This is a genomic window from Nocardia sp. NPDC059240, from assembly GCF_042753865.1.
GTDB lineage: Bacteria > Actinomycetota > Actinomycetes > Mycobacteriales > Mycobacteriaceae > Nocardia.
Genome location: NZ_JBHZAC010000010.1, coordinates 170190 through 191881 on the forward strand (window position 1 = coordinate 170190; position 21692 = coordinate 191881).

At 68.2% G+C, this 21692-nt stretch carries 21 protein-coding genes; 6 read left to right on the forward strand and 15 right to left on the reverse strand.

Going from position 1 to position 21692, the window contains the following annotated elements; genetic code table 11:
- The 6 genes from ACFXHA_RS32770 to ACFXHA_RS32795 form a co-directional block, all read right to left on the reverse strand.
- Window positions 1-573, reverse strand: coding sequence for a hypothetical protein (locus ACFXHA_RS32770; protein WP_379362992.1), 573 nt, complete (start codon window positions 571-573; stop codon window positions 1-3).
- Window positions 574-799: 226 nt separating this feature from the next.
- Window positions 800-2206 carry a CHAT domain-containing protein gene (locus ACFXHA_RS32775; RefSeq protein WP_379362994.1) on the reverse strand — a complete coding sequence of 469 codons (1407 nt, stop codon included), beginning with the start codon at window positions 2204-2206 and terminating at the stop codon, window positions 800-802.
- Window positions 2203-3666 (reverse strand): hypothetical protein, encoded by a 1464-nt coding sequence (locus ACFXHA_RS32780; RefSeq protein WP_379362996.1) that lies wholly within the window; start codon window positions 3664-3666, stop codon window positions 2203-2205. Before ACFXHA_RS32780 ends, ACFXHA_RS32775 begins: the two co-directional genes overlap by 4 nt.
- Window positions 3663-4979, reverse strand: a complete 1317-nt coding sequence (locus ACFXHA_RS32785; RefSeq protein WP_379362998.1) for a hypothetical protein — start codon at window positions 4977-4979, stop codon at window positions 3663-3665. Before ACFXHA_RS32785 ends, ACFXHA_RS32780 begins: the two co-directional genes overlap by 4 nt.
- Window positions 4976-7606: a hypothetical protein gene (locus ACFXHA_RS32790; protein ID WP_379363000.1), complete on the reverse strand. Its 2631-nt coding sequence runs from the start codon at window positions 7604-7606 to the stop codon at window positions 4976-4978. Before ACFXHA_RS32790 ends, ACFXHA_RS32785 begins: the two co-directional genes overlap by 4 nt.
- 61 nt (window positions 7607-7667) lie before the next feature.
- The gene (locus ACFXHA_RS32795) at window positions 7668-7823 is read right to left on the reverse strand and encodes a hypothetical protein (protein ID WP_379363002.1); all 156 of its coding nucleotides are present in this window, start codon (window positions 7821-7823) and stop codon (window positions 7668-7670) included.
- A gap of 193 nt (window positions 7824-8016) precedes the next feature.
- On the opposite strand from ACFXHA_RS32795, the gene ACFXHA_RS32800 reads away from it, so the two are divergent.
- The gene (locus ACFXHA_RS32800; RefSeq protein WP_379363003.1) at window positions 8017-8424 is read left to right on the forward strand and encodes a hypothetical protein; all 408 of its coding nucleotides are present in this window, start codon (window positions 8017-8019) and stop codon (window positions 8422-8424) included.
- A 74-nt stretch (window positions 8425-8498) separates the two neighbouring features.
- Here ACFXHA_RS32800 and ACFXHA_RS32805 read toward each other — a convergent pair whose 3' ends face one another.
- The 3 genes from ACFXHA_RS32805 to ACFXHA_RS32815 all read right to left on the reverse strand — a co-directional run bounded on the left by ACFXHA_RS32805 (window position 8499) and on the right by ACFXHA_RS32815 (window position 11877).
- Entirely contained in the window at window positions 8499-9629 is a 1131-nt protein-coding gene (locus ACFXHA_RS32805; RefSeq protein ID WP_379363005.1) for a ThiF family adenylyltransferase, read from the reverse strand.
- Entirely contained in the window at window positions 9626-11068 is a 1443-nt protein-coding gene (locus ACFXHA_RS32810; RefSeq protein WP_379363007.1) for a phenylacetate--CoA ligase family protein, read from the reverse strand. Before ACFXHA_RS32810 ends, ACFXHA_RS32805 begins: the two co-directional genes overlap by 4 nt.
- Before the next feature lie 65 nt (window positions 11069-11133).
- Window positions 11134-11877 carry a response regulator gene (locus ACFXHA_RS32815; RefSeq protein ID WP_379363009.1) on the reverse strand — a complete coding sequence of 248 codons (744 nt, stop codon included), beginning with the start codon at window positions 11875-11877 and terminating at the stop codon, window positions 11134-11136.
- Between the two features lie 149 nt (window positions 11878-12026).
- On the opposite strand from ACFXHA_RS32815, the gene ACFXHA_RS32820 reads away from it, so the two are divergent.
- From ACFXHA_RS32820 to ACFXHA_RS32835, 4 genes are all read left to right on the forward strand, one after another.
- A complete protein-coding gene (locus tag ACFXHA_RS32820) occupies window positions 12027-12356 on the forward strand; it encodes a response regulator transcription factor (RefSeq protein ID WP_379363011.1) in 330 nt (109 codons plus the stop codon).
- A gap of 156 nt (window positions 12357-12512) precedes the next feature.
- Window positions 12513-13184 (forward strand): VWA domain-containing protein, encoded by a 672-nt coding sequence (locus ACFXHA_RS32825; RefSeq protein WP_379363013.1) that lies wholly within the window; start codon window positions 12513-12515, stop codon window positions 13182-13184.
- Window positions 13185-13192: 8 nt separating this feature from the next.
- Window positions 13193-14200: a protein phosphatase 2C domain-containing protein gene (locus ACFXHA_RS32830; protein WP_379363015.1), complete on the forward strand. Its 1008-nt coding sequence runs from the start codon at window positions 13193-13195 to the stop codon at window positions 14198-14200.
- Complete coding sequence (locus ACFXHA_RS32835; RefSeq protein ID WP_379363017.1) at window positions 14182-16125, forward strand: hypothetical protein; 1944 nt, start codon at window positions 14182-14184, stop codon at window positions 16123-16125. Before ACFXHA_RS32830 ends, ACFXHA_RS32835 begins: the two co-directional genes overlap by 19 nt.
- Here the strand turns inward: ACFXHA_RS32835 and ACFXHA_RS32840 are convergent.
- From ACFXHA_RS32840 to ACFXHA_RS32850, 3 genes are read right to left on the reverse strand one after another with little or no spacing between them, the layout of a single operon-like run.
- Complete coding sequence (locus tag ACFXHA_RS32840) at window positions 16116-16460, reverse strand: hypothetical protein (RefSeq protein WP_379363019.1); 345 nt, start codon at window positions 16458-16460, stop codon at window positions 16116-16118. The genes ACFXHA_RS32835 and ACFXHA_RS32840 overlap by 10 nt on opposite strands.
- Window positions 16461-16463: 3 nt before the next feature.
- A complete protein-coding gene (locus ACFXHA_RS32845; RefSeq protein WP_379363021.1) occupies window positions 16464-17120 on the reverse strand; it encodes a hypothetical protein in 657 nt (218 codons plus the stop codon).
- A 55-nt stretch (window positions 17121-17175) separates the two neighbouring features.
- Window positions 17176-18414, reverse strand: coding sequence for a hypothetical protein (locus ACFXHA_RS32850; RefSeq protein WP_379363023.1), 1239 nt, complete (start codon window positions 18412-18414; stop codon window positions 17176-17178).
- A 196-nt stretch (window positions 18415-18610) separates the two neighbouring features.
- Between ACFXHA_RS32850 and ACFXHA_RS32855 the strand changes: the two genes are divergently transcribed.
- Window positions 18611-18841: a hypothetical protein gene (locus ACFXHA_RS32855; RefSeq protein WP_379363025.1), complete on the forward strand. Its 231-nt coding sequence runs from the start codon at window positions 18611-18613 to the stop codon at window positions 18839-18841.
- Window positions 18842-18961: 120 nt separating this feature from the next.
- On the opposite strand, the gene ACFXHA_RS32860 is transcribed toward ACFXHA_RS32855, so the two are convergent.
- The 3 genes from ACFXHA_RS32860 to ACFXHA_RS32870 are packed head-to-tail and all read right to left on the reverse strand — an operon-like array spanning window position 18962 to window position 21645.
- Window positions 18962-19651 (reverse strand): sensor histidine kinase, encoded by a 690-nt coding sequence (locus ACFXHA_RS32860; RefSeq protein ID WP_379363026.1) that lies wholly within the window; start codon window positions 19649-19651, stop codon window positions 18962-18964.
- Window positions 19652-19669: 18 nt separating this feature from the next.
- The gene (locus ACFXHA_RS32865; protein ID WP_379363028.1) at window positions 19670-20260 is read right to left on the reverse strand and encodes a TetR/AcrR family transcriptional regulator; all 591 of its coding nucleotides are present in this window, start codon (window positions 20258-20260) and stop codon (window positions 19670-19672) included.
- Window positions 20257-21645, reverse strand: coding sequence for an MDR family MFS transporter (locus ACFXHA_RS32870; RefSeq protein WP_379363030.1), 1389 nt, complete (start codon window positions 21643-21645; stop codon window positions 20257-20259). The genes ACFXHA_RS32865 and ACFXHA_RS32870 overlap by 4 nt, the downstream gene beginning before the upstream one ends.
- Window positions 21646-21692 lie beyond the last annotated feature (47 nt).

Here is a 21692-nt window from a genome sequence, read left to right on the forward strand (position 1 = left end):
CTACCCGTCCTCGCGTGCGCGCCGCACGAGCCCGTATCCGGCATGGCCGAACACGGCGAACACCGCGGGCAACCACCACACTCCGGCGCCCGCGCCCTGGACGGCCTGGATGAGGAACAGGACGATGCCGATGCCGAAACCCCATCGCGCGGAGGTGGATACGACTTCGGACTGGAAGGGATAGGGCAGTACGGACCCGAGCACCGCCAGCACCACGACCGCGAACAGCAGCGTGATGCTGATGTAGATCCACAGTCCCACGAAGTTGCCCATTGTCACCTTGTGGACGTCGGCGGCGGCAAACCAGACCGTGTGCGCGATGTTCGGAGAGAATGCGGCACACATCGCCCCGAACAGTGCCGTGGCGAAGGCGGCCGCGACCGCTGCGAGGGCGAGTTGACCCGACTGCGTCAGGATGCGCCGGCGCCGCCGGTCTTCCTCCTGCTGCTGATTCCTGATCTGCTGCTCGGCTTCGGCGCGGCGACGGTCGTGCTCGGCCGTCGCCGCGTCCCGCGCGGCGTCGACCGTCGCGTCCACCAGCAATACCGCGGCCAGCATTCGGTTCGAGAGCATGGCGGGCTACCGCGCGATCGCGGCGGGGCGGTCGGCGGCCGCGCCGGCGAGGTGTCGGAGAGTGGAAAAGGTATGCACAGCTGTGCCTTTCGGCGGCTACGAGGGGACGTGACGGGTCTTCGCCGTCGATTCTCCCGCTCCCCCACCGCCACCGGCAGTCGTGCGATCGGACGACAAACGGCTATCCGCAACCGCCGGGCAGTGTCGTTTTCCGGCCGGTATCCGGTCAGGCCCGGTCGGCCGGCGCGAGCGTCGTGGTGAGCGAGGCCCACAGCAGCGGCGTGCATCCGAGGTCCCCGGTGTCGCGCCAGGCGCGCAGTTGTCCGCGCTGCCAATCGGTCAGCGCGGCAATCGGATCCGTGCCGCCGTGCGCGGCGTCGACGCGCAGCGCGAGCTCGGTGGTCGGGTGTCTCGCCGGGGGTAGTGCGGTGAATCGGCGGAAGGCGGCGTCAGTGGGCAGCACCCAGCGGGTGGTGGTCACCACTTCGGCGCCTGCGTCGAGCGCGGCCATGATCAGGCCGAAGGTCTCCGCGGAGCGGAAATCGATGCCGCCCTCGCACGCGATGATCGCCACCCGTGTCGGCATCCGCCAGATCTCATGTCCGGGTTGCGCTTCCACCGCGCCGTAGCGCGCCCACACCCGCGGGTCCTGTGCGCCGCTCGTACCCAGCAGCAGATCCAGCGCACACAATGGCAGATGAGTGCCGCGTGGGACGGCGCCGGATGCCGCGCCCGCGCACACCCACGGCGCGGCCAGCCCCCAGGCACCCTCCCCCGGCGGCCCGGTGACATCGTTGAGATGGATTGCCGCCGAACCGGGTTCGTTCGCGACCGCGGAGACGTGTCCGAAGTAGAACAGCCGGGAACAGCCACCCGACAGCGCCGCCGCGAGCTGCACCCGGGTGATCTCCCCTTGGATGGGGGTAAGGGTGACGGTCCGGCCGGTGTTCGGGTCTGCGAGTGTTCGGGCCGCGCCGCCGTCACCGGCGTCCACGCGACCGCGGATCTCGGCGATCGCGGCGTGGTCGGCGAATTCCACGTACACATTGCGCATCCGGTGGCGCGCGCTCGCGGGCAGGATCGGGTCGATGATGTGTGCGGGCGGCAGCCCGCGCACCTGCTCCCACGGATCCGGCCGCCTGCTGCGCGCGACATAGAGGGTCGCGGGCGGGTCGTGGGTGACGACGGCGAGGTCGAGCAGCCGCCGGTCGGCGTCGACACAGAGCAGTTCCCACGGCACCTGCGCCAGACGAGGACTCGGGGTGACCCGTATCCGTACCGGCCCCGCCGCCGCCCGGGTCACCAATTCGGCGCGCAGTTGTGGCGGGAGCACCGCGTCCGCCAGCCGGGCGGCCAGTTCCGCCTCCCCCGCCCGCGACGCGAAGGCCCCGTCGGCGAACGCGCGAATCGCCGCCTGCTCATCGGATTCCATACCGTTGGGGCCCGGGCCTTCGATCCGCTGCGGATGCACCATCGCGGTCCGCAGAGTGGTCAGCGCCGCGTTCAGCTCCGGCGAATTCAGTCGTGCCACCTGCGCTGCGGGCGCGCCGTCCAACCAGGTCCACGACAGGTAGGTGTCGCCGGCGTCGGCGGCGCGCACCAGCAGCTCGCTCACTCGTTGCGTCCCGCTCATCCCGGCTCCCCTTCCTGATGGTCGGCGGGGATCTGTTCCGCCAGTAGCGGTTCCGCGCCGGGCGCGACGTGGAGCGCGGGACCGTCGAGCACCGCGAGGTAGCTCTCGACCGCCGCTCGCCGGGCCACCAGCCGATCACCGAGCCCCGGGTCCTCGACCGCGATGTGCCCGGCCAGCGCATCCAGCCGATCCGCGGCGGCCGACGCCAGCGATCGAGCACGCACGACCATGCCCTGTGCGGACAGCGCGAACTGCTCACGCAGGTCGGCCGCGGACCGGGGGTCGACACCGGCCGCCGTGCAGATCGCCATCCGGTGCGCACTCCAGGCACCGATCATCAGACGATCGATCGCCCGCAGGGCCTGCCCGGTCGGATCGGCACGGATCACCCCCGGGCCGAGATCGGCGGAGAACAACCCGTACACCGGTTCCAGCCCTCGCTTTCCACCGAATCTCAAGTGGCCGAGCAGGCTTCGACCGTCGGGACGCACGACGGCGGTGGCCAGCAGGCTGCCGTCGCGCCCATCGGCCGCGTAGGCCCGCAGCGTGCCGACCTCACGGCAGCGTGGATCCACCTCCGAGGCGAGCCGAACGCGCATGTCCACCGAGTCCGGGGACACCCGCTCGACCCGGATCTCCGGCTCCCGCGCGCCGTTCCACCGCAGGATGCGCGGTGGAACCGCCAGCAGGTCCACTTCCGCCTCGTCCTCGACCGCTGTCCCGGTATCGTCGGGCGAGTCGCCGAGGTTGTACGCAAGCCCCGAATCGCCTGCGCGCGCGAGATATTCGAGAATCTCGCGCAGTAACCCGTCGTCCACGACAGCCTGTCTGGCGGCGAGGAGTTCGGCGATTTCGGCCACCTCCGGACCCCGGTCCAGCCCGGCGACGGCCTCGGCGCAGCGCCGCGCCACCTCGGTCAAGGTGGCCGCGGCCGCCCCGGTGAGGCGATCGTTCAGGCAGTCCGAGGCGAGCTCGCTCAGCACGGGAATCACCCAGCTCACCATCGCCGACGCCGACGCGGTGTCGCCGACGCCCTGATCCGCTGCCGCTGTATCGAGCAGTAGCGCCCCCTCGTGGATGGGTTCCGGGAACCGTTGGGAGACAGCGACCACGAGTGCGTGCCGGGCCCAGTGGGGACGTAGCCGCAGTGGCTGTGTGGCGGGCGTCCGGGTTGCGGACCGCACCGCCTCCACGAGTGCGGACACGTCCTCGGTACATGCGGCCGCCAGGGGCGCAGGGTCGACGGTGGGGTCCAGGTCGAAGGCGAGCACGGTGGCGGGATCAGCGGCGTCGACCGTCACCGAGACTCCCGGGCCCACGGGGACCTGGATCTCCGCGACCGCCGCGGCGGTCTCCGATCGCCACACCAATCCCCTCGGGCCGCGGCGCATTTCGATGCCACCGAGGACGATCGGCAGCGGATCGCCGTCGCGGCGGCTCGGTCCGGTCGGTTCGGTCATGGCCGGTACCCCGCTCGTTCGGCGGCCCATCGGACCAGATGCCCGACGAGATCGGCGGCGGCGGTTCCATCCATGGCGATCGCGCGCTCAGGGCGCTGCCCGGCCCAGGCCGCGGCGCACCATTCGCTCAGCAATTCGGGGTCGCGCAGCAGGATTTCGGCTTCCAGCCGTGGCAGTCCCAGCAGCCGAAGCGTCAGCTCGTACTCCGCGGACCCGCCCAGGCCCAGCGGGATCTCACCCGCATCCCGCAGCAGGTGCCCGCGCAGCTGGCCGAGCAGATCGTGCACGCCGCCCGGATCCGCCCGGGGCGCGGCCACATCCGCGACATCGATCCGCGACACCGGACGCATCTGGTCGCGCCGGGTCAGCCATCCCAGCCGCCCGTAGAACATCCGCCGCGCATCCTCCTCGGTCATGGCGCTACCACGGCGAATCATGCGGGTGAGTGCGCGATGGGTCCTGCCCCATACCTCCCCGAGGTGCTGCGAACGACGTTCGAGCGCCGCAGGCGCATCCTCGTCGAGCAGAGTGTGCTGCCGGATCGCCTCGGCGACACGTTCGTACTCGGTCCTGGCGAACGCCAGCAGCTCATCGGCGGCCGCGACCGCCGCGGGCTCGTCCGGCAGATCTCCGCCGTAATCCTCGATCAGCCGGTCGGCGGTGTCGATCAATCGGGCCACCAGCGGCGCCACGGCCGCGATCGGCACTCCGCCGCCTCGGGCCACCGCGACGTGATCGCGATCGAGCAGCCGGGCCTGGTCCAACACGCCGTCGGCGAAGGCCAGCACCGCCGCGGCACGATGCGCGACACGGTGTTTCACCGTATCGGCAGCGAGATCGGCCACGAACGACCCGGCGATCGGTTCCGTCACGAGCACGGCGTCCTCCTGTGCCGAGCCGTGCAGCAGACGGTGATGGACCGCCGTGCACGCTGTCGATCGCGCCTGCTCGCGGATGGGGTCCCGCAGACGATAGGGGATGCCGCTGGGACGCAGGGCCCACGTCTCGTAATAGTACGAGACCACGTACCGCGCGAGTGGATCGGCGAAGTCGCGGTACATCTCGGCGACGCCCTCCCAGCCGCGCAGCGGTATGCCCGGCGGCGCACCCGCGCACGCAATTGCCTGTGGTCCATATCTTTTCGCCACCCACCCGGTTCTCGACAGGTCCAGTGACCACGCGTTCACCTGATGGGTGAGGCATTTGCTGTCGATCGGCGCGCGGCGAGCCGACGCGCGCACCCAGGAGCCGACGAACGCGCTCCGGGTATCGGCCGGCTCGGATTCCGTTTCGGCCACCGACAATTCGGTCACCACACCCGCACCTCCCCGGGACGGGCGATCGGCTGGTACCGGGCATCGGCGGCGGCGAGGTGGTCGGCGAGCGCCACGTGACCATCCGGCATGAGCAGGCGTGGCGGCGGGCGCATGGGCAGGATGGCGCCGGAGATCAAGGCCGCCGCGCCACTGAGTCCGGAGGCCGAGAGCTGCTGGGACGCGGCGGTTTCCGTGCCGTCGGCGTCCGAGGCCGCCAATGCCGCCAACGTCACCTGGAGGTCGCTCTCGTCGGTGGCACGCGGGGCCTGTTCCGGCACATGGGTTCCCGAATTGATGGCGGTCTCGACCAGGTCGGCCAGCAGGGCCGTGTCGCCGAGCTGGTGGGCCCAATCGAACAGCGCTGTCTGTGCTACCGCGTGCAGCGCGCCCCACGAGATCCGCGTGTGCGCGGCCTCGAACCCGAAGCGCTGGGCGTCGATGAACACCACCGCAGGCACGCCGCGCTCTAGAGCCGCACGCCACGCCCGCGGCCCACCCGGCATCGAAGCCGCGGTCGCAATCAGCAGATCGATTTTCGCGACCGCCACCACCATGCCCAGTTCGGTGTAGAGCGCTCGCGCCTGGTTGAGGTGCGAGTTGGCCTCCTCGAAACGCCCCAGGTGTATCTCGGTGCCTCCGATGTTCCCCAGCCCCATCGCCCGATACAGGTGATAGAAGGGCTCGGCGTTCAAAACATCGATGGCGGAGGTCATCAGCGCGATACCGGTCGTGAAGTCCTGCTGCAACATCACGGCGGAGCCGACGTTCAACCGGGCGACCGCTGCCTGCAACGGCAGTCCGGATCGCTCCAATGCGGCCTCGGCCGTGCGGAACGCCGCCGCGGCGAGCGGATATCGACCGGCTTTCAAATGGACACTGCCGATCATGTTCTCGGCGATAGCGAGATAGCGGTCGGCCCCGAATACCTCCTCGAGTACGGCGCTGCCGCCCGCCACCGCCGCTTCGGCTTCGGCTATGCGCCCGGTCAGGGAATACAGACGCCCCAGATGCAGATCGATCTGGGCGGCCTGGACCGTCAACCCAAGCAGCCGGTAGGCGGCACGCGCCTGCGTCAACGTCGTCTCCGCTTCGGCATACCGATCTTGCAGAAGCTGACACAGGCCGGTGAATTCCACGCACTGCGCGGCGATCGCCCATTCCTGTCCCTGCTCGGCGCTGCGGCGGGCCTCCTCCAGCATCGGGTAGGCCGCGGGCAGATCGCCTCCGCTGTTCACGATCAGCCTGATCTCCTCGATAAGGCACGCCCGGACCTGATCGTCCGATCCCGCCGCCGACGCGGCCCGCCGAGCCTCGAGGAGGAGGGCTCGCGCCTGGGTCACTCGACCACGAAGGCCCTGCAGGACAGCGGAATAGAGTAGGCATCGCGAGTACCGGGGATCCTCGCGATGCTCCTCGAAGACGACGGTGACAGTGCGCAGCAGCGCCTCGGCCGCCGCGTGGCGATCCTCGCTGATCAAGATCGTCGCCAACTCCAGATCGCACTCGGCCGTCTCCAGGGACATCGCGTGGGATGCGTAATAGTCGCGGGCCCGCGCATACGCTGCCCGCGCCTCCGGCACGCGACTACAGTTCTGCAGCACGACCCCGATCGCGAGCCAGCTCCTGGCCGACAATTCGGGATGCCCGGCCTGTAGCAATTCCTCCGCAGCGACGGTGCACGCCGCGATGCCCGCGTCGTGTCGTCCGGCCCCTAGCAGCAGATGGCCTGCCTGCCAACGGCTCGACGCCGCGTTCTCGAAGTCCCCGGCCGCGCTGTACACCGCTGCCGCGGCGCTCAGTGCGGCCGACCCTTCGGCGGCACGACCATCGGCTACATACAGCTCGGCGAGTTCCTCATCGCAGTTCGCGACCCGCGGGCCGCCGCCCTCGGCGGTCGCCTCCGCTCTGGCACGCAAGAATTCCCGTTCCGCGGTCGCGGTGTCACCCAGCTCCTTGCTGGCCCGGGCGATGACGAAGGAGCAGCGCGCGACGCTCTCGGACTCACCCGCGCGCTCGAAAAGCTCACGAGCGGCGAGATGTTCGTCGCGGACGCGCTCCGCATCGTCCTGTTCGATGGCCACGTCACCACAGGATTCGCGGCAATCGGCCGCATCGAGAATCCGATCGACGGCCAGGTAGCGGTCCGCCGCCAGCCGCAGCGCAATCACCGCCTCGTCGTAGCGTTCCAGCGCAGCGAGCGCGTCGCCGAACAGCTCACCGAATTCGGCCTGTTCCTCCGTCTCAGCGAACCGCTCCAATCCCAGTGCGGCACGCCGCAGATAGGGCAGCGCCTCCATCGGACGTTCGAGCAGCACGAGTCCGCGGCCCGCCATTTCCGCGCACACCGTGGGCAATTCGGCCAGCGGCGCGTCCGCGAGCAGATCCGCCGCCCGGCGGTAGGCGGCGGTCGCGGTGTCGAAGTCCTCCTCGGTCCCGTGCACGGCCCCGATCCAATACAGGCACTCGGCAGTGTGTTCGGTCAGATCCGGGTCATCGGTCCGGTCGCCGGCTTCGCATTCGGCCAGTGCGGCCCGCAGCGCCGGCAGCGCATCGGCGGGTGCGCCCTCCTCCAGCAGTGCGAGACCGTGCTGCAGTAGGGCGCTCGGCCATGGCGACTCGCTCATGTTCTCCCCTGACCGCAGCGCGGATTCATCGACAGGATTCCCAGGGATTCATGGGAATCGGTCACTTCTTCCAGAGGCCGCCGTGCGTATTGCACACCAGCCCGGTGCTCTTGCAGGTCGAGCAGTGCAGGGGGCCCGCCAGACCGCTACTACCGCCCTTGCCCTTGCACGACTGACAATCGTTGAGGTGCTTGAAGCATTTCTCGCAGTGACTCATTTCCTTGTTCCGTTCTCGATTCGCATCGATCCAGGTGAATGGCGAGAACGATACGGTCGAGCCGGATTCCGCAGTATCCGCCGAACAGATGAAATGCCGGAGAATCGTTGCCGGGTCACCGCATCGGCAGCCGACGCTGTCGGTCGAATCGTCGACTGCCGCCGGTGCGGGGCGCGGGCGCACACTGGAGGTGGTGAGTGACCGCCAGCCCTACGAGGTCAGCGTTCCGGCCGGTCGGCTCGGCTCGCTCATCGACGCCGTACACGCCGCGGTGCGTCGGGCAGGGGCGCGATCCGGCCCGAAGTGGCACTACGGCAATGTGGTCGGCATCGACCGCCTGCGGGCACGGGACCTCGACCCGGCGTTCGCCCGCAGGCGCTACGGCGGTTGCGGCCGGATCATCGTCGCCATGGCCGTCGTCGCTCAGCGCTGCGTGACCGTCCATATCGTCTTCGTCCTCGCCGCCGACGATGCGCGGGCGTTCTTCGCCGGTGCGGGCAACGGCACCGCCGCCCTGCGGGCGGCCTCGCTCGCCGACTTCCTGGCCACCGCGACACGGGCCGCGCTGTCGGCCGAAGGGATCGACTCACCCTGGCAGTAGATCGCCGGATCAACCACTCCGCCAACGTGATCCGGCTGCGCGCCCGATGACCTGGTGCGCGCAGCCGGTCTCGCTCAGTACCGCGACATCAGCGCGGCGAACTCCTCCTCCGACAGTTCGTTCCACCTGCCACTGCCGTGCGCCGCGTCACCGAGAATCGCCTCGTCGAGGCGCAAACGGTAACGGCCGGAAGGCAACTCGGCCCGCGTGACCACCAGCCGGGCCGCCAACGCACCGAGCGCGCCCGCGGCGGTCGCGGCCGTGCCCAGCTGTGGCCACGACGGCAGACTCCGCCCGACCTGGGTGAGCGAGTACCGCGTACGCGGTGTCACCTCGGAGCCCACCAGGAGGTTGGCCAACCGGACGCGGATGCGCGGATCCGCCAGCCGCGCGGTGGTCAACTCGCCGAGATCGTTTGCCCGGCCGTGGAACAGCGGATAGTCCGGGTCCAGGTCGTAGCGCTCGACGTCGAGGATCGCGTTGTCCCCGTTGTCGGTCACCATCAGCACCGGGATCCGGGCCTGCCGCGCGCGCAGGCGAATGTCCACCTTCATAGCGATGTCGTCCATCTCCTCCAGCAGCACCGCCAGCGGCTCACGGCCCGCGCCCAGGCCCAGGAACCGCGCCGCGCAGTCGGGCGTGTACCCGTGCGGGAACGGGTCGATCTCGGTGTACGGGTCCAGCTCGAGGGTACGACGCTGTGCCAGTTCGAGTTTCGACATGCCGAGATCACAGACGGAGGCGGGCAGCCGGTTGAGATTGGTCGGTCCGAGAGTATCGACGTCCGCCAACCGGAACCGCCCGGCCCCGGTCAGCGCACACGCCGTCAGCACCGAGGCGCCCACACTCAGACCGGCAATGCCGACGAGCGCACCGGCCCAGGCCGATTGTTCGTCGGCATCGATCAGATAGCGGTTGCGCGCGGTGCGCAGCCATCGGAAATAGTGCCGCTCCGGCAGTTTCACGACCGAACGCCGCCAGGGGTAGACGATGTATCGGCTCGACCGCTCGAGCAGCTGCGGCGACCACACCGCGGCGACGTAGCCTTCGGGATCGAGCGCTCGTCCGGCGGCGGTCTGCCGATCCAGCGCGGCCATCTCCGGCAACGCGGTGGCCCAGCCGTCGACGAAGCGGTATCCGGCCTCCGGTGCCAAAACCGCCTCGATGGCCGCGGAATCGGCTGCGGGATCCAGGATCTCGATCATCGCCGTCCTCCCGTCCAGCGATGCTTGGTGGTGTAGCGAAACTGCGGGGAACCGTGCGGGTGCACGGTGATCACCGGTTCCGCACGGCCACCGATGGTTTCGCGGAGGCGGCGGTACTCGGTGCTGGTGTGCTCGAGTGCGGCAACGACGACCTCGCGCAACGTCTCCGGGAGGCCCGCCTCCGGGTGCGCGCCGAGTGCGAGTTCCACCTGCAGCGTCAAGGTCTGCGAATGGTCCGGGGCAATCATGCTGTCCAACACGCACTTTCCGCTCACCATCGCGGACAGGCGCGGGTCGGCGAGCGCGGTGCGCACTCCGTCCGGGTACATTTTCACCGAGTAGAACGTGGTCGCGACATCGGGGCGACCCGCCACGGTCACGAAGCCGCAGCCCGCCGCCGAGGTGGTCACCGGCACCCGGTAGCCGCACTCGCGCAACGCCTCCTCGACGTCCCCCGCCGTCAGCACCCGGCCCACGTCACCGATCCGGTAGCGGATCAGCGGCAGTTCGTTATCCACGGTGAACAGCAACCGGCCGTGGCCGTCGGTCTCGAAGTACCGGTACTCGGGGTCGTACTCGACCAGCGTCGGGATCACGGCGGTATCACCGAACAGCCTGTGCGACAGGGCCGCATCGGTGCCCGCGAGCCTGCGCACCGTGATCGAAGTGTCGGTCTCGTGGCCCAGTACGCCCGCCTCGGCGGTGCCGTAAATCAGGCGGATATCACCGGGACGATCCGGCTTGCCGAGCCGCTCGAGCAGGTAATCGCGCAAGCCCTCGCTCACGATCTCCCCGGCGAGTACGAGTTTGACGTCCTGGCGCAGGACCTCGTCACCGGCGCGATCGAGCACATCCTTGGCGAAGAGCGGATAGGCGGCCAGCACGACCTGGTCGTAATGCGGTCCCAGCACCGCGATGTCGTGCAGGATCGCCTCGATATCGATGCCGGGCGCGACCACCGACACGCGCGCGCCGCGCTCGTGCATGCCGATACCGGCCGCCACGGTGTAGGTGTTCGCGATCCAGTCACCGCCCGCGAAACCGACCACCAGCAGGGTCGATCGGGTACCGGCCCGGAAGGGCTTGCGCACGGTGCGGGTGAACATCGTGGTCGCCTCGACCGCCGCACGACGCCCGCGCGGGAAGTAGGTCGGGCAGCCGGATTGCCCCGAGCCGGCCGACCACATGGCTGCCCGGTAAATCCGCCCGGACCACATCAATTCGGGCAACTCGTAGCGGGACAGGTACTCCGCCTTGTCGGTCGGCGTTACCAGGGCGAAATCCGCCGCCGTCCGCACGGCCTCGGCATCGATGCCGTGGGCGGAGAGGAAGTGCTCGTACGCCGGTACTCCGGCCGGTGCCGGTCGTGCGGCGCGGTGCAGGAGATCTCGGGCGTGGATGAAGCCCCGGCCTTCCAGTGGTGGGGTGGGTGCAGACATCGCTGCGGTCCTTTCGTTGCAGCGAGACTGGTTGTCTCGACTGCAACTGGACCGATCCCCCGGTGCTAGCCGTAGGGCTGCACGACATCCCCGTTGCCGTGCCGCCGGCACCAGCTCACGATGTAGCGCATGTGCAGCCCGCACCAGCGGGCCACCACCGGCAGTGTCATCGGCTGTTCGGGATCGTGTTCGGCCCGTTCGCGAATGATTGGTCCCAGATAGTGATTGGTCACCTTGCTGGCGGTGTTCGCGCCGACGCCGGCGACCTCGGCGAGCGAGGTGAGGTCGACCGCTCGTCCCGAGGCGATGGCACCGGCCAGCCGGGCCGCGGTCGCGCCCCGGCGGCCCTCGAACAGTTCGCACAGCGGTCGCGGATGGTTCGACCCGGCCAGCGGTTCACGGCGACCATGGGCGACCGCCCGGATCGCGGCGCACAGCGGCTCGAGACCGGTCGACTTCTCGTAGACCGCAGCGACTTCCGTGCGCCTGCGGGCCTCCTCCAGATGCTCACGCTCCAGACTGTGCCCCTGCGCCGCCAGGATCACCGGCGCGACCCGATCTGCCTCGTGCATCAACCGCAGCACGTCGAGTCCGTCGAAGGAGAGTTCCAGCGCAAGCTCCGGCCGATTCCACACCAGATCGGTGAGAACCACGTCGAAGCGGACATTGTCCATGATGTTGCGCCGCACCGCCTCCCGGTCCACGGCGATGGCAATGGTCGAGCGCGGGAAGAGCGCCGCGAACGCCGGTTCCACGACCTTGCCCAGCGGCGACGCCACCAGAATGCGATAGTCCATGGTCGCGGTCATGACGAATGACCCCCCATCGAGCAAGATGTTGCCGGCGTGCCGGTGCGAGTACGGGTTTCGGCCCGGCTTTCGCCGCAAGCGTGCGATTTGCCCCGCTGTTTCCGGATCGGTTCCCGAGGATCGTTGATCGCACCGGTAAGGACGTTCCCGTGACGCCGCCGGCAGATCATCCGTTCGCCGCCGCGGGGGCCGGTGGACGGTTCGGGGAAGGAACACCGATGTCCGTGCCAATCACCTATTCGCCGCCGCATACCCGTCCCGCCCTGAGTCCGCGCGAAATCGAAGTGCTGTTGACCTGGCTGCGCTGTGATTCGAAAGAGGCGGCCGCACAAGAGCTCTATCTGTCGGTCGCGACGGTCAGTACACACATCGCGCGTATTCGCGCCAAGTACGTGGCCGCCGGGCGCGGCGCCGCCACCAAGGCGGCGTTGTTCGCCAGGGCCGTTCAGGACCAGATCCTCGATTTGGACGAATGGTGAGGTCGGCGTCACGGGGAATTCCTAGCTTCGCTCACTATTTCAGCCCTCAAATTCGATCGCCACGCTGCCGACTCATCACTCATTCTGCGGCCGCACTCACCGCAGCGCACGCGTTTCACTTGACGTTCACGATTTCGGAAGAAAGGTGGTCGCACGATGACCGAACCGAAAGCCACAGTCCTACCGGTCTATTTTGTGGCGGATGAGTCCTATTCGATGTCCGATGACATCGGTGATCTGAATTCCGGACTGGCTAGTCTGGTCGACGCATTGCAATTGGCATCGATGGCCGCGGCAAAGGTCCGATTCTGTGTCGTCGGGTTCTCCGATACCGCGGTATGCCATCTCGAACCCACCGATCTGCGGCATCTCGACATCATGCCGCGGCTCGCCGCGCGCGGGTCGACGTCCTTCGCCGCCGCGTTCGCCGCGCTCACCGATCGCATACCCGTCGACATCGCCGCGCTCAAAGCCGATGGCTACCTGGTCAACCGGCCCGCGGTGTTCTTCCTGACCGACGGCGCGCCCAATTCCGGTGACCCGTGGCAAGCCGAGCACGCCCGGCTCACCGGATTCGCCGCGCGACCGAACATCCTCGCCTTCGGGATCGGCAACGCCAATGCCGAAGTGATCAAGCAGGTGGCCACCGATACCCGGTACGCGTTCATCACGGCGGCGGGAACCGATACCGGACTGGCGATCTCGACCTTCATCACCGCGCTGACGCAGTCGGTGATCAACTCCGGCCAGGCGCTCGCCTCCGGCAACGCGTCCTTGCAGATCCAGAAGCCGGACAATTTCGTTTCGCTCGCGGTGGACATCGTCTGATGTGGTCGATGCCCAAGCGGGACAGACGAGTTCCGCCCCCTACCGGGACCGGCGACGAGCCGGCCGCCACCGCGACCGAGGACCACTCACCGGAGGTGGGCGGATGGCCGTCGAGCAGGCCGATCATCATCGGCGACCCGACGCTCGAATTCGAGCCCAGGGCAATCGGATACGAGTATCAGCGGGCGCCGTATCGCCCCGACACCGTGATCGACGGGTGGTCGCACGGCGGGTTCACGATTCGCGCCGCGTCGATGCGGGGCCACCTGCATCGATTCAATGGCGCGCCCCGCCAGGATGATCTGGCCATCGCCATCCCCGATCAGCGTGAGCGGCTGATCGTCGCGGTCGCCGACGGGGTGTCCGCCGCCGGGCAATCGCATATCGGCTCGACCACCGCGGTGCGCTACGCATCGCAATGGCTGGTCACCGAGGACGCCGGCAATCTGGGGGATATCGCCTGGCGGTCGCTGTTCGAGAGCACCGCGTGGAAGCTCAACGAGGTCGCCGTGACCACGCTGTCGATGCCGGAGGTCGACGCTGCGCGGGCCGAACTCGCGCTCGCCACCACCCTGACATGCGCTGTGTGTGAACCGAACAACGACGCCACCCTGTCGGTCGTGATCGCCGGCGTCGGCGACTCCGGCGCGTGGCTGCTCTCCGGCGGCAATTTCGCCCGGGTCTGGGGCGGCAAAGAGGCGAGCGAGGCGGGACTCACCTCATCGGCGGTGAGCGGCCTGCCACAGGTCCCGCACACGGTGGAACCGGCAGAGCTCATCGTCTGGCCCGGTGATGTATTGCTCATCGGCACGGACGGTTTCGGCGACCCCCTCGGCGGCGGCACCGGCAGCGTCGGCGGACTGTTCCGAGACGCGTTCACCGGGCGGATACCCAGCCCGCTCGAATTCGCGCACCTATTGGATTTCTCACGCGAGACCTTCGACGACGACCGCACGCTGGTCGCAGTCTGGCCGAGCCGGGGCGGGAGCGAACAACCATGGCACAGCAGCGATTGAAGCGCTCGCAACTCGGCATGCTGCAACGGCTGGCGGAGGGCGGACAAGGCGTCGTCTATCACGCGCCGAATGCCTCCATGCAGTACGCGAATTCGCTGGTCTACAAGGAGTACAAGCCGAATGTACTACCCAGCCTCGATGTGGCGGCCTTGGAGGCGATGCCCGACTACCTCGAATCACTGCCCTTCTCCGATGGATTCGACCTGCTCTCGCGGGCAGCGTGGCCCTGCCGGCTGGTTGAGGACGACACCTCGAGCACGGTCATCGGATTCGTCATGCCCGCCATTCCGGGCGAGTTCTTCATCGGTATGACCGTATCATCGGGCCTCAAATCCGCTACCGCGCAATTCCAACATCTACTCAACGACGACTCCGTTCTCGTCCGGCGCAATATCCCGCTGACCGACCGCCATCGCTACGAATTGCTCAGCCACGCCGCGGAATCGCTGACCGTCCTGCATCGCAGGCAGATCGCGATCGGGGACCTGTCGCCGATGAATCTGCTCTTCTCCCTGCATCCGCACCGCAGGACGTACATCATCGACTGTGACGCCATGCGGCTGGGCTCGCGCAGCGTCAGCACCCAGGTCGAAACACCCGATTGGGAAGTGCATACGGCCAACCCGGGTGAAACGCTCGCCACCCCGCAGTCCGACGCGTACAAGTTCGGATTGCTCGCGCTGCGGCTGTTCGCGGGTGACCAGACCACCCGGGATCCCGACCATCTGCCCGCGTATGTGCCGTCCGCGCTGCGACGACTCACCGAGGCCGCGCTCTCCGCGGCACCGGCGCAGCGGCCCACTCCCGCCGACTGGTTGCCCGCATTGGCCGATGCCACCCGGACCGCATCGACCCACCCGCCGCAGTCCGCGACCACCACGACCCAAACCCTGTGGCAGACAACCATTGTGCAGCCGGCACCCGGTCGGCCCACCCCGCCGCCCATGCCCTACCCGATGCCGCCCACGCCCTTCCCAGTGCCGCGCACCGCCGCGCCCAAGACGCCGAGAACCCGGTGGGGCCGGCTGGGGGTGGTGGCCGTCGTGGTCGCCGTGGCGGCCGGGTGCTTCCTGTGGTTCGACCGTGGCGGGTCCGGCGGCCACTCGACGCCGGTCATCGCCGGCTCGCACCCGGCCTCTACCTGTGCGAACCCGCCGAAACTCTCGGTCGCCGGAGCGACTCCTGCCGGCGATGCACTCGATCTGGCCATGGATATCGTGTCGGCCTGTCCCGACGGAGACGTGCTGTCCGCCAGTCGAACTCATATCACCGTGTCAACGTCCGCCGGCACGGTCGCATCCGCGATCTTCGACCTGTCGACCTCACCCACGACGGTGCCTTCCCCGCCGGCTTCGGCGCGCCGGGTCTTTCGATTCCCGGCCGGGCAGTTCTGGCAACCGGCCGAAACTCTCTCCAGTCCAACGGATTTGCGCGTCGACATCGACCGCTCGGGCAGCACGGGCGGGGCCAACACGGCGGTCACCGCGACCGGCGCGGTCGTGACGGCCGCACCGGTGTCGGCGGAAGCCACCGATCCCGAGGCGATGGCCCTGGCCGGACTGCAGGCGACCGCAGCCGCGGATCGGCCCACGGTACTGCGGGATATCGCGGATCGCTGGGTGCCCCAACTCAGCTCGAAACGACTCGACATCTTCGCCGAAGGCATCACCTGGCACCACGCGGACATCCTCCGCGAACACCTGGAGTTGCGGCGGCGCTTCCCGACCGCGCGGCTGCTGTGGTCCGGGGCATGGTCGACCTTCAGCGCCCCGGACTTCTGGATCACCGTCGCCGGAGTCGCGTTCCCGACCTCCGACGGTGCGATCGGCTGGTGTGCCGCCAACGGATTCGACCGCGACCACTGTTACGCGAAGCTGGTCAGCACCACCCACCCGATCGACGGCAGCACCCGCTATCAATCGTGACGGAACGAACGCCCGGCGCGGCGGGCCAGGCCGGCCAGCAGTAGCAGGACTGTCAAGATCAGGAAGTGGGCGATGAACAGCACCAGCATGGGGAGCGCGAAGCCTTCGTCGGTGAGGGCTCCGCGACTGCCTACGCAGTACAGCGTGTAATTGGTCGAGGTTCCCTCGGAATCGTGGAAGGTGTCCGAGACGACCATGGCTTCGGTGGTCGGTGGCGAACAGAACAGGGGCGCAGTCAGTTCCGCTTCGCCGGGCCAGATGGCGACGGGAATGACGGTGGTGAGAAGGCCGGCGCTGAGACCGGCCGAGACGGCTGCCACCAGTGGACGCGGCATCGGCTAGCCCTGTTCCATTCGTAGGAATGCGCCGGTGCGATCGAATTCGACCACCAGTTCCGACCGGGGCGACGCGACATTGGCCACGATGCGGATGTCGCGGCCGAACCGGCTGACCACCAGGACGGTGACCTCACCGTCGGGTAGTCCACTCCGGCTCATGGCAGCGTCGACAATCTCTTCGAGGTGCGAGAGTCCGGGCACTTCGCTGACGGTGAAGTCCTCGCCGTCGAGATCGTCGGCGGCCGAAACCCGCACCGGTTTAGGCGAACTGAGGTCGCCCAGGGTGAAGGAGTAGTCGTCGAGCTGCCGGGATCGGTCGGGTGGCCGGACCCGCAGGCGGACGGTGGGTTCGCGGGCGGTCATGTCGTCGCCTCCGGAAAGAAACCGCGTCACCTGGGCGGGCTGGTCGTTGAGGACCAACCGGAACTGGGTCGAGTTCGGTGGGGTGAGCAGGATGAGGTTCACCTCGAGGTCGGTGGCCCCAGTGCGCTTCTCGACCGCGGAGACGGCGGACAGCGGCAGCGCACTCACCAACCCGCCGCCACGACTCCGGATCCGGTCCTCGAATTCCGCGCGATCCACCGCGCCGATGCATCCACTGACACTGCCCACGACGGCCAGGCAGACGACGATTCGAAACCATAGGCCTGGGCGCACACCCCGAATGCTAGGGGCGACGCGCGGATCGCGCCGCCCTACACGCGGCGGCGACTCAGCCGAGGGTCGACAGCAGGGTCGTGAGGGTGCGGATTTCGGTGGGCTGGTCGGGCTTTCGCGCTCGCACGGCGTGCAGCGCCTCGTCTATCTGGCCGTCCAGCACGGTCCACGCCGAGCCGTCGAGCGGCTTCAGGGTGGATTCGTCCTGATCCCAGGCAGTTTCGAGGTCCTTGATCCGCGTCTTGGCCGCATCCTGCTCGCCGGCCTGCACCTTCGCCAGGGTGTCCTGGGTGATGGTGCGGAAGGTTCCGATCTGGGCGGCCGGGAAGTGCGCGGTGACCTGACCTGACGTCGCTGACGCCGACGCGGCCGGGGATTCGTCGTCACCGGTCCGATCGGCATGCGGTTGTGCGGCCGCCCAGACCAGCAGCGAACCGGCGAGCACCGCGACAATCACGTAGTAGCCCAGCATGATTCGCTCCCGGACCGGATTCGGGTCCGCGAGCTGCCGCCGCTGATCATCGAGGACATCGCTGCGGGTGCGGGACAGGAACACGACAACGGCCAGGATCGCGACGAGAAACACGACGCTGGTGACCGCGGTGCCGAGGCCGAGGCCGTGATCGGCGGTCGGCGAGGCCAGCCAGTCGCCGAGATTCGCACCCAGCGGGCGGGTCAGGATGTAGGCCAGCCAGAACGACAGCACCGCGTTCGCACCGAAACGCCACCCGAGCGCGATCGCGACGATCAGACCGGCGGGCAACAGCACCGAGGTCCCCGGCCCCCACCCGGTCACTTGCAGCGTCCAGTCGCCCACCGCGGTGCCGAGCGCGAAGGTCACCAGAACGGCCAGCCAGTACCACAATTCGCGAGGCAGCGTCACGATGCTGTGAATGGAGAGGGTCCGCTCGCGTGCGAACCACACACCGAACACCACGGCCAGCATGACCGCGAACACCGAAGTGCTCACTGCCAGTGGAACACCCAGATCATCGGTCAGGATGTCGGTGTACAGCGTCCCCGTCACGCTCACGACCACAACGGTCAGCCAGTACACGAACGGCACATACCGATCCAGGCGCAACTGCCATCCGAGCACCGCGGCCAGCACGACCGTGAACACCACGGCCGTGAGATCCAGCCCGACACCCAAGGTGCTGTTGATCCAGTCCGCGAACGTCTCCCCCACCGTCGTGCACAGCACCTTGATCACCCAGAACCACACGGTGACCTCGGGCACCTTGCTGAGCGTGCGCCGACCCGTACCGACCGCCGAATTCACCATCTCCGTCACGGCTGGCGACGGTAGCGAACCCCCGCTGTGACGACGCTGAGAACGCGGCTCCTGACAAACTGCACAACCGGCCGCACCGGGATTCTCGCATTGATCAATGGAACCCCCACTTCCACTCATGATTTGCTTTTCGGGTAGCAGGAACGGAAATCGGCCGCAGATCATCCAGATCGATCCAACGAGAAGGAGAACTGAGATGACCATCTTCAAGACCGGCACACTGACATTGATCGCCCTCGCCGGACTTCTCGGCACCACAAGCGTCGCCGCAGCCTACGACCAGGTCTTCATCGGTAACTACCCGACCCTGACATCCTGCGAAGCCGAAGGCGCGAATATGGACGCCCACCCCGGCTGGGTCCACTTCCGCTGCGACGCCCGCGATTCCGGCAGCACCCGCAACTACGACCTCTATCTCACCACGTAACCATGCGCGAGATAACCGACGCGGAAATCGTGGCCGCAATACGCCCGCTCTACCCTGATCGATACCGCGCTGCGAATCCCGCCGGAGACTGTCGAGGAATTGCCGGCGGACGACGGCCCACTACCCGGCTGAGGGGCCCGAGTCCGCATTCTGCGGCAACTCGACGACCAGGGTGAGATCGCCGTTCGGCGCTAGGTCCTCCGACATCAGGCCCGCGTGCCCGGCGATGATCGAACGCACCATGGTGAGACGCAATCCCGCTGCGCCGCACGGACTCTCGGTCAGCAGCGGAGAAGCGAACCTCCGGGACGACACCTCGATTCGCATCCGATCGACGCGAGACAGCAAGTGAACGGTGGTCACGGCTTCGGGCCGGGCACCGGGCGTCACCTCGCGAAGGAGCGTGGACAACGCCTGCCGCAACCGGATCCGATCACCGAGGACCACGCAGGGACCATCCAGCGAGTCCAGCAGCCGGACAGCGCGCTGCGGAGTGTCGGCATGCACCGCGCGGACAACGTCCTCGAGCAATTCGCGGAGGTCCACCGGCTGGTGTTCCAGCGGAAATTCGCTGTCCATCCGCGCGTGCATCACCAGCTCGTCGAGGATGCGGGACATGCGCCGTGATTCCGCATCCATACTGGCCATCGCGGCGGCCACGTCCATGCCCTCATCGCGGCGGTAGAGCTCGGTGAGCAGTTGGATGGCCGCCGGCGACGGACGTAGCTCGCTGCTCGCGTCGGCCAGAAATCGCCGCATCCGCTCATCGGAGCCGAGCCGGGAATCCTCCTGAGAATCTTGAAGTTCCATCATTCTCACCTCTCTCCATCAGCGCACCCGGAGCGCGGGGAGCACGACCGCGTCGATGTAGCGGATGACGAAATCGCGGTCGGGGAAACGGCTTTCGATGGTTGCCTGGGTCATTGTTCCGCCCATCACCATGTGGACCACGAATTCGATCGCGGGTACGTCCGGGCCGAGTTCGGCACGCGCCACTGCCCTTTCGATTGCCGCTTCGAATGCGCGCATGGTGGGTTCGAAGACAATTTCGCTCAGCACCTGGTGCAGGACCGGTTCGCGGCGGGCCGCATTGTTGATCGCCTGGAAGACGCTCGCGTCCTGCGGTCCGTCGGTACTGCGGGCGGCGAGCGCGATCAGGTCGCCGCGCAGGGTGCCGGTGTCCGAATCGGTGCCGGGCGGCGGCCCGGCATGTCGCAGGGCAGCGGCGACCAGTTCGGTCTTGCCGTTCCATTGTCGATACAGGGTGGCCTTGCTGGTCTTCGCGCGCGCTGCGACCGCGTCCAGGGTGAGGGCCTCGTAGCCGACCTCGGCGAGCAGCCGCAGCACCGCGTCGTAGAGTTCGCCCAGCCGTTCCGGGGTCATCCGGCTCCGGGTCGCCACGCTCTTCCGCTCGGTCACACCGCCTCCTCCAATGACTTCGGCCGAGCCGTGACAGCGACATCGTCCCGACGCACCCGCCAGGCGAACAGTATCCCGATCACAGCGATCCCCGCCGTAACGAGGAAGGTGTGGTGGAAGCCCGCGAGGTTCGCGCCCTGCGCGCTGAGCAGCGAGGCCACCACCGCAACTCCGGCGGCCGAGGCGATCTGCCGGGACGTGCTGAACAACGAGGAGGCGCGGGCGGTGGCCTCCGCCGAGATAGTCGCGAAGGTGGACGCCTGCAGCGGAATCATGTTCAGCCCCATGGCTGTTCCGATCCCGAACATGATCAGACGTAGCAGCCACACCGACGAATCCGCGTCCACGGTCAAGAAGGCGAGATTGCCGAGCCCCGCACCGAGGATGCCGACGATCAGCATCGGCCGCGGGCCGACCCGGTTGTAGAGCCAGTTCGCCAATGGCATCACCGCGGCCATGCCCAGCGCTTGGCAGGCGGTCACGAGACCGGACGCGGTCGCGCTCATGCCGAGTTGCTGCTGCAACAGCAGCGGCACCAGGAACATCCCGCCCATCATCGCGCCGGTCGCCGTGGCCATGATGAGGTTGCCCAGCCGGAACGATCGGTCGCGGAGCAGCCGCAGATCGATGAGTGGCGCTTCCTTGCGCAACTCGATCACCACCAGCAGTGCGCCCAGGACCAGCCCGCCGAGCACACAGATCAGCACGAGCGGATCGGTCCACCCCGCACTCGGCCCGCGATCGAGACCGTAGAGCAGCCCGGTGAGGGACACGCCGGCGAGCACGAACCCGGCGGCATCGAAGCGCCCGGCCACTCCCGGTTCATCGTCGTCGCGCAGCGCGAAGACCACGAACAGCAGCGCGGCGATGCCGACGGGCAGGTTGAGGTAGAAGATCCACCGCCACGACACCGCGTCGACCAGCCAACCGCCGAGCACCGGCCCCAGCGTGGGCGCGAGTGCGGACGGAATCGCCAGTACCGCAGACGCTTTCGCGCGCTCCTCGGGCGGGAAGGCCCGGAACAGCATGGCCGTGCCCACCGGTGTGAGCAGCCCGCCGCCGATTCCCTGCAGGAACCGTGCCGCCGTCAGCACCTCCAGCGAGCCTGCCGAGGCCGCGAGCAGCGAGGCCCCGGTGAACACCGCGACCGCGAACCCGAAGGCGCGCCGGGCCCCGAATCTGTCGGCGATCCAGCCGGATGCCGGTATGAAGATCGCCAGGCTGATCAGATACCCCGACACCAGCCACTGCAGTCCGCTGGCATCGACCCCGAACTCCCGTCCGAGCGCCGGCAACGCGGTATTGAGCACCGTCATATCCAGCAGTTCCATGAACAGCCCGAATACGAACGCCGTCGCTACCAGCCATTTGTAGGGCACATGCATGGCGATGATCCCTTCTGTCCGGTCGATGAACCCTCGTTCCGTACGAA